Source organism: Syntrophaceticus schinkii (genome assembly GCF_000946815.1).
Lineage (GTDB): Bacteria > Bacillota > DSM-12270 > Thermacetogeniales > Thermacetogeniaceae > Syntrophaceticus > Syntrophaceticus schinkii.
The window spans coordinates 1-1,073 of record NZ_CDRZ01000205.1 but is presented as its reverse complement, the minus strand read 5'-3'; the positions used below and the strand labels follow the sequence as shown (position 1 = coordinate 1,073).

1 protein-coding gene and 1 rRNA gene are annotated in these 1,073 nt (G+C 43.1%); both read left to right on the top strand.

What is annotated here, in order from left to right; all coding sequences use genetic code 11:
* Positions 1-51 precede the first annotated feature (51 nt).
* Positions 52-474, top strand: a complete 423-nt coding sequence (locus SSCH_RS07500) for a hypothetical protein (protein WP_044664922.1) — start codon at positions 52-54, stop codon at positions 472-474.
* A 343-nt stretch (positions 475-817) separates the two neighbouring features.
* Positions 818-1,073, top strand: a 16S ribosomal RNA gene (locus tag SSCH_RS07495); the annotation flags it as partial.

Here is a 1,073-nt window from a genome sequence, read left to right as displayed (position 1 = left end):
TTCCATATGGTGATATGTAAGGAAAGCATGGGAAGAGATTGAACTTGTAACATGTCGCGGGTAACGAAAACTACCCGTTACGCTTGGAATTCCAGTGACCCAATCAAAAAGACGAATATCCACGCGCGTTCCAATTTGATAGCCCGAAAGCGTTGGCTTCAGGAGAACACCATTCTCAAAGAAAAACACCAAGGATACCATTACGAACATATCTTTTCTCATAACTGGAATGCAATGAAGGGATATCACTACTTGATGCATATTGGCCGGATGCTCAATGAAATGGTGCTTCATTCGGTTTGCCTAACCGAACATGCTAAAAAAGTTGGGTTTCGGAGACTCATTGAAAAGTTTCGTAAAAACATGATTTACAATTCCTTAGATACAAAGCGAATTCGCAAGTTAATGAAATCCCCAGGCCAACTGCGATTGGTTCAGGATGATGATTGGAAAATAAGGCCAACGGCAGCTTAGCAATTCTATTCAACATAGCGGTTTCAATACGGTGTACACTACCCGTATGCCCATTTGAAGGTGCTATAGTAGGTTAAAAGGAGCAAAATAGCTTGAAAAGGATGTGCCACCACATGTAGAACGGATATTTTTCAAAAAAACTTCGGAATCGGTGATAAAAACGCCAGTTTTTGTACTCGCAAGATTTTTAAACATTTTGATGCGTCAGTACTGAAAGATGATAGATACGGTTGACATCAGAAAGGTCATGTGCTAATATATACATCCGGAGCCGCTAAAGAAAAAGGTTCCGCAGGGTCTTTGAAAACTGAACAGTCGTGTGAGGTCAGCGTTTAAAAAGAACTTAACGGAGAGTTTGATCCTGGCTCAGGACGAACGCGTGGCGGCGTGCTTAACACATGCAAGTCGAACGGAGGATGCGGGGAAAGCTTGCTTTCCTGCAAACTTAGTGGCGGACGGGGTGAGTAACGCGTGGATAACCTGCCTGTAAGACTGGGATAACACTGGGAAACCGGTGCTAATACCGGATATACTGTAGAGTAGGCATATACTTTACAGGTAAAAGATTAACCTCTGCTTACAGATGGATCCGCGTCCCA